7 protein-coding genes and 1 pseudogene are annotated in these 4,837 nt (G+C 34.7%); 1 reads left to right on the top strand and 7 read right to left on the bottom strand.

Annotated features, from left to right (window positions below; translation table 11 throughout):
* Nucleotides 1–104: 104 nt before the first annotated feature.
* Nucleotides 105–416, bottom strand: a complete 312-nt coding sequence (locus tag ACE199_RS23345; RefSeq protein ID WP_375351901.1) for a hypothetical protein — start codon at nt 414–416, stop codon at nt 105–107.
* A 167-nt stretch (nt 417–583) separates the two neighbouring features.
* Nucleotides 584–967: a DUF302 domain-containing protein gene (locus tag ACE199_RS23340; RefSeq protein WP_375351900.1), complete on the bottom strand. Its 384-nt coding sequence runs from the start codon at nt 965–967 to the stop codon at nt 584–586.
* 102 nt (nt 968–1,069) lie between these two features.
* Between ACE199_RS23340 and ACE199_RS23335 the strand changes: the two genes are divergently transcribed.
* Nucleotides 1,070–1,246 (top strand): hypothetical protein, encoded by a 177-nt coding sequence (locus ACE199_RS23335; protein WP_252291128.1) that lies wholly within the window; start codon nt 1,070–1,072, stop codon nt 1,244–1,246.
* A gap of 81 nt (nt 1,247–1,327) precedes the next feature.
* On the opposite strand, the pseudogene ACE199_RS23330 reads toward ACE199_RS23335, so the two are convergent.
* From ACE199_RS23330 to ACE199_RS23310, 5 genes and pseudogenes are all read right to left on the bottom strand, one after another.
* Nucleotides 1,328–1,639: pseudogene (locus ACE199_RS23330) on the bottom strand (sulfurtransferase TusA family protein); the annotation flags it as partial.
* A 235-nt stretch (nt 1,640–1,874) separates the two neighbouring features.
* The gene (locus ACE199_RS23325) at nt 1,875–2,801 is read right to left on the bottom strand and encodes an AEC family transporter (RefSeq protein WP_375351899.1); all 927 of its coding nucleotides are present in this window, start codon (nt 2,799–2,801) and stop codon (nt 1,875–1,877) included.
* Nucleotides 2,802–3,349: 548 nt separating this feature from the next.
* Nucleotides 3,350–3,631, bottom strand: a complete 282-nt coding sequence (locus tag ACE199_RS23320; protein ID WP_375351898.1) for a hypothetical protein — start codon at nt 3,629–3,631, stop codon at nt 3,350–3,352.
* 147 nt (nt 3,632–3,778) lie between these two features.
* The gene (locus tag ACE199_RS23315; RefSeq protein ID WP_375351897.1) at nt 3,779–4,651 is read right to left on the bottom strand and encodes a LysR family transcriptional regulator; all 873 of its coding nucleotides are present in this window, start codon (nt 4,649–4,651) and stop codon (nt 3,779–3,781) included.
* A gap of 82 nt (nt 4,652–4,733) precedes the next feature.
* Entirely contained in the window at nt 4,734–4,835 is a 102-nt protein-coding gene (locus ACE199_RS23310) for an IS3 family transposase (protein WP_375349433.1), read from the bottom strand.
* Nucleotides 4,836–4,837: the final 2 nt, after the last annotated feature.

The raw sequence follows: 4,837 nt of genomic DNA, 5'->3' as shown, positions 1-4,837 counted from the left end.
TTGTTTAAATTCTTGTGTAAATGTTCTCCGCTCTCTTTTGGTCATGGTAGGTTCTCCTCGTTTATATTAACTGTAGTCTACTTGACCTTAAAATTTCTGTCCAACTAAGTGTAGCCTATCCAACCTTTTTTTCTTAAAGAGCGTATTCCCATATTTTTTTCAAGTAAACTTGATACAACTAAGTGTAAGTCTGCCTTTGGAATTTCGTAAATATTTCTTTTTAGATAAGCAATAGGAATATTTATTGTGCCTTCAATTGGGTTCTTGTATGATTCATTGAAATCTCTTATATCAATTACCTTTATTTGATTCAAATCAAGATCTTTCAAAGTGATACAATGAACTCCCAAAACCGGGAAATATCGTTTATATAAAACAAATGCTACAACTATTGTAGTTATAATTAATAACGTCATTTCATTCTCCTTCATTCAACCAATGTCATTGATAAGTTATATAGTATACCCAGTAGGGTATATTGTCAATGTATTAATAAAAATAGACCGCGATTAATATGGCGGTCAAAGCATAATATACGGTATAGAGATGTAAAAAAATCCGATAAGTTCATTTCTTCCCTAAATCATTTACTCTTATCAATACAAGTGATTAACCGATCTTCAATATCTTTAGTAAACTGCTTCATCTTTTCATCGTTTAAAAGACTAATTAGTGCCGTCGGTTTTGGCATACCAATTTTCGTTTGTCCAGTATCCTCATAAACGACTATTTTACAAGGCAGGAAGTAGCCAGCCATTTCGTTTTCATTTAACACTCTTTGTGCTTCGTGTGGGTTGCATACTTCGAAAACTTGAAACTTCTTGTTAAACTCTAAACCCTTTTCCTGCAACTTCTCCTTAATATCAAACTTCCACAAAACACCGAATTTTTCTTCTTTTAAACTTTCCTCTAGGCTTTGAATCGCTTCTTCTATATTCTTATCTGTAGCTACCGTATAATCAAACATAATCATCTTCCTTCCTTAGTTTAATCATTGAAAAATCTTGATTATCCGCTTATAATCCATAGTATATATATATAAATTAAGGGTATTGAGGAGGAGCTAGTTATGAATTTATTAAAACGCCTTTTTACTGATAAATGTCCTACTTGCCACAAGGTATTAGATACAAATAAATCAAATTTATTAAAGACAGTTGTCATCAAATCCTGTCCAGAAAATCACTATCAAAAAGAGTTTCATCCCGCTCTAGAAACAGTTATTGAAAGTTATAAAGTTTCTTAAATTTAGCGAAGAAGGTAGCATTTTCGGTCTACCTTCACTAACCCCACCCTATACTATTTGATAGCACAACGATTTGGTCCAATTTCCATTTATCTTATTTAATAGGTCATCTAAACTGACTACATCCGGGTGCTTTGTTTCTGCTTTTTCCTCTTCACTAATAGCCTTTCGGAGATAATGTTTTAGAATATTTCCTTCTTCCATTGTTCCTAAATACTGATTTCTCGTGCTTTCAGCCCAAGCTTTGATATCAGCAGTAGACCCTTTATCAGTGGCTTGTATTTCTATGACTTGTTCAGGTTCAAGGGTCGCCACTTCTTTTTTGGTCTTTACAATTGGCATTGGGCAAACCAAATCTTTAGCATCCAATACTTTATTTACAATAACCGCCATTAGCATTTCCCCCTTTCTGAATTATTATTTTTCTAATTCATCTTTCAATACTAACGTGTGCCTACCATATTTTTCACGTACTGATCCGAATGTTCAATGAAATATTGTATCCAGCAATACAATGCTAGGCTAAACATGAAGGGATTCTGTTTATACATCTTGCTAAACTAACACACTGTTAGCTGAGTTAAGATACCAAATTTCCTTTTTTCCATTTTAATGAATAATAAACTTTTTAAGAAAATAACAAATGGGCCAAAAAAATAACTACGGTTACTGTCATCATACTGAATACAGTAGACAATAAAACCGCTTGCGCAGCATATTCAGGATGATTTCCATATTCAAGTGCGAACAGCGAACTATTTCTTGAAGTTGGGAAAGAACTCGCAATAAACAATGACTGTGCTGTAGTACCGTCCAACTTTAATAGGAAAATAACAAGGAACGCAATACAGGGTGAAAGAATTAGCCGTCCAATAAGACTTAGCACTAAAGGCAGCGAAAATCTCGTTATTTTTAGGAAGGCACTTTGTGCACCAAGTGTAATAAGTGCTATAGCTAAAAATGCGTTTGAAGTATTTTTGATAGGGGTCCATATGTATTCTGGAATGTTTATAGAAACTGCATGAAGAAAAAAACCAAGTAAAAAAGCGTATAAGACCGGATTTCTCAAAAACGTTTTTATCGCCTGAAATTTTGCCTTATCAACAGAAACAGAATTAAATAACCCATAAGTATAAGTTAGGAGATTTTGAAAGATCATAACGACTACTTGTATCGATAGTCCAAGAGGATTATGCTGAAAAACAACCTGACTGACAGGTAATCCAAAGTTCCCCGAATTACTTAATACAACACTATTTTTAAAGGTTGCTGAAAGACCGCTCTCAAATTTCGCTATTTTAGAGATTCCTGTACTGAATATCATTAAACAAAGACTTTGTATGACAAGGAAACTAAGAATATGCAGAAGCGTATCTCCTCTAATTTCACTCTCATAAATATTGGCAAAACTCACAGCAGGCATTAGTAAATATGAATTTAATTTAGATAAGGTACGCATGTCTAATTTAAATCTTCTATGAAGAAGTGCTCCAACTCCAATAAGTGCAAATATGGGAAAAATAACGTTCAAAGTAATATGAAATAAAACGCCCATAAAATAATCCTTTCCATTTTAAGAATAATAAGTGCAATAGGAACTTGTAATTTTATTAGAATAAAGGTCTGTATAACGCTTAAGCTGCTTTAATCCTTCCAATATGGTTCGAAAATTTGTATATAGATGCTATTAGCCATTGTTATATTTTATCTTTTCCCGACAGAAGACTCCCATTCTCAAGGAATATGAAGGGCAATAGCCCAATGAGTAGGTGGGAGATGAATGTCGGTTGGCGGTAGCCAAAACACTTGTTTGTATGGTAGAATATTCCTGTAAGTTGTTCTTTGAAAACTGAAGATAGGAGGTTGTGACAGGAAAAACGTCTGTCGCGTAAAATCTTCAACGTTCTAATCGCCTCCACACGCACCGAAGTAGCGAAAACCAAGCAGAGTAGGGCGTGTGGCGAGTTCAACGTACAAAATAGCAACACCCGCGCAGGAGGCTAATAAGCCATCTGTACTGCTAACTGTCGGTGCGACAGGGTTAGCCTGCTAAATAACTAGTGGATACACTGGTGTTCGCAGGAATCCCCCACTTCAAGCTTTTTAGCTAAGTGGTGGGTAGTTCAATGTTAATGCTATATCATACGGCCCACAGGTTTTGTCGTAAATCTGTTCGATTCCACTAATCGGTAAGTAAAAGTATGTTCCTGTATTAGGTTCACTAACTGTTATTCTCCCTGATTGAGTATGAATTTTTACCCCCTTAACGTAAGTCATAAAACTAAATCCAACGATCCCTTCGATTTCATCCTTTATGATTGCATCGAAATCTTTCCCTTCGTGCTCCATTAAAAATGTAATAAGTTTCTTTGAATTTTCCTCCAATTGCTCTCCCCCCATCCATTTCATTTTAAAAACAATATCCAAATAGTTGAAATACAAATAAATTATCGAAATTCATTCAAAAAAGGAATGACAACATCTCCTGTTTGACACCAAATAAAAAAAGCCTGAGCAGTTGCCCACGCTTTCCTAAATAGTAGATTTAAAATCCAATTTTTTCACAAATTCTATAAATTCTTTAACTACTCTAATCTCAAGATATTTCTCAGGATATAACATCCAAGTTCTTCTTACAATCGGATTCCCTTTGCTATCTTTTAGAATGATTCGATTAAGGTTTTGATGTTCCTGTACAAGAACACTCGGAAGTATCCCGTATCCCAAACCGTTCAATATCATTTCTTTGCAAGTATCGGCTTTATCCACTTCCATGCCGATAAAAGGCGGCTGTGAAAATTCCCCACGCCACCAATTATCAATCATGGTCTTGAGCAACACATCTGTTTCATATTCAACTCTCGGTAGGGCTGGCAGGTCACCAAGTTCAATTTTTTCTAATGATGTTACACAGAGGTTTTCTTCAAAGAGTAGTATTTTTGAACCTGACCACTGATAGTCTCCACGGACCATCCCAATATGAACATCCCCATTATATACAAGATTAAATACATCCTTGCTCCATCCTGTTGTAACTTTGTAATTTACTTTTGGGAACTGTTCACGAAAAAGCTTTAAAAGATGTGGCAGCTTGTGCCTTGTTATGTAATTAGAAACTCCTAATCGTAAGGTTCCACTAACCTCTTCACTCATATTAGATACTGTATCTTTAATCTGTTGGAGACGATAAAGCATTTCATCCGCACATTGAACTAAATATTCTCCTTGAGGTGTAAAGTGAACACCTTTTGTTCCTCTTTTGACAATTACTACTTGATATTTTTTCTCTATTTGCTGAATTTTTTTCGTTAATGATGGTTGGGATAGATATAAGCTCTCGGCCGTTTTTGTAATATTCTTTTTTTCGTAAAGCACCTTTAAGATTGTCCAGTCCTGCTCATCCATTTTCTTATCCACCTTATTTACTATTAATGTTACAAAAAAATCATTCAATCAGTATTTAGATTACTGGACTGTCAACACTAAACTAAACAACTTTTTTAAGGTGTTCAAGTTTATATTGAATTGGGCTCGTGTAGTTTAGCGTCCCATGGATTCTAATATGATTGTACCAATGGATATAATCCATTA

The organism is Peribacillus sp. Hz7 (assembly GCF_042136355.1).
Lineage (GTDB): Bacteria > Bacillota > Bacilli > Bacillales > DSM-1321 > Peribacillus > Peribacillus asahii_A.
This window is presented reverse-complemented; position numbering and strand designations above follow the sequence as displayed.

Coding starts and splice junctions, on each gene's coding strand:
- ACE199_RS23345 (WP_375351901.1), bottom strand. CDS start 416: ATGACGTTATTAATTATAACTACAATAGTTGTAGCATTTGTTTTATAT.
- ACE199_RS23335 (WP_252291128.1), top strand. CDS start 1,070: ATGAATTTATTAAAACGCCTTTTTACTGATAAATGTCCTACTTGCCAC.
- ACE199_RS23315 (WP_375351897.1), bottom strand. CDS start 4,651: ATGGATGAGCAGGACTGGACAATCTTAAAGGTGCTTTACGAAAAAAAG.
- ACE199_RS23325 (WP_375351899.1), bottom strand. CDS start 2,801: ATGGGCGTTTTATTTCATATTACTTTGAACGTTATTTTTCCCATATTT.
- ACE199_RS23310 (WP_375349433.1), bottom strand. CDS start 4,835: ATGGATTATATCCATTGGTACAATCATATTAGAATCCATGGGACGCTA.
- ACE199_RS23340 (WP_375351900.1), bottom strand. CDS start 967: ATGTTTGATTATACGGTAGCTACAGATAAGAATATAGAAGAAGCGATT.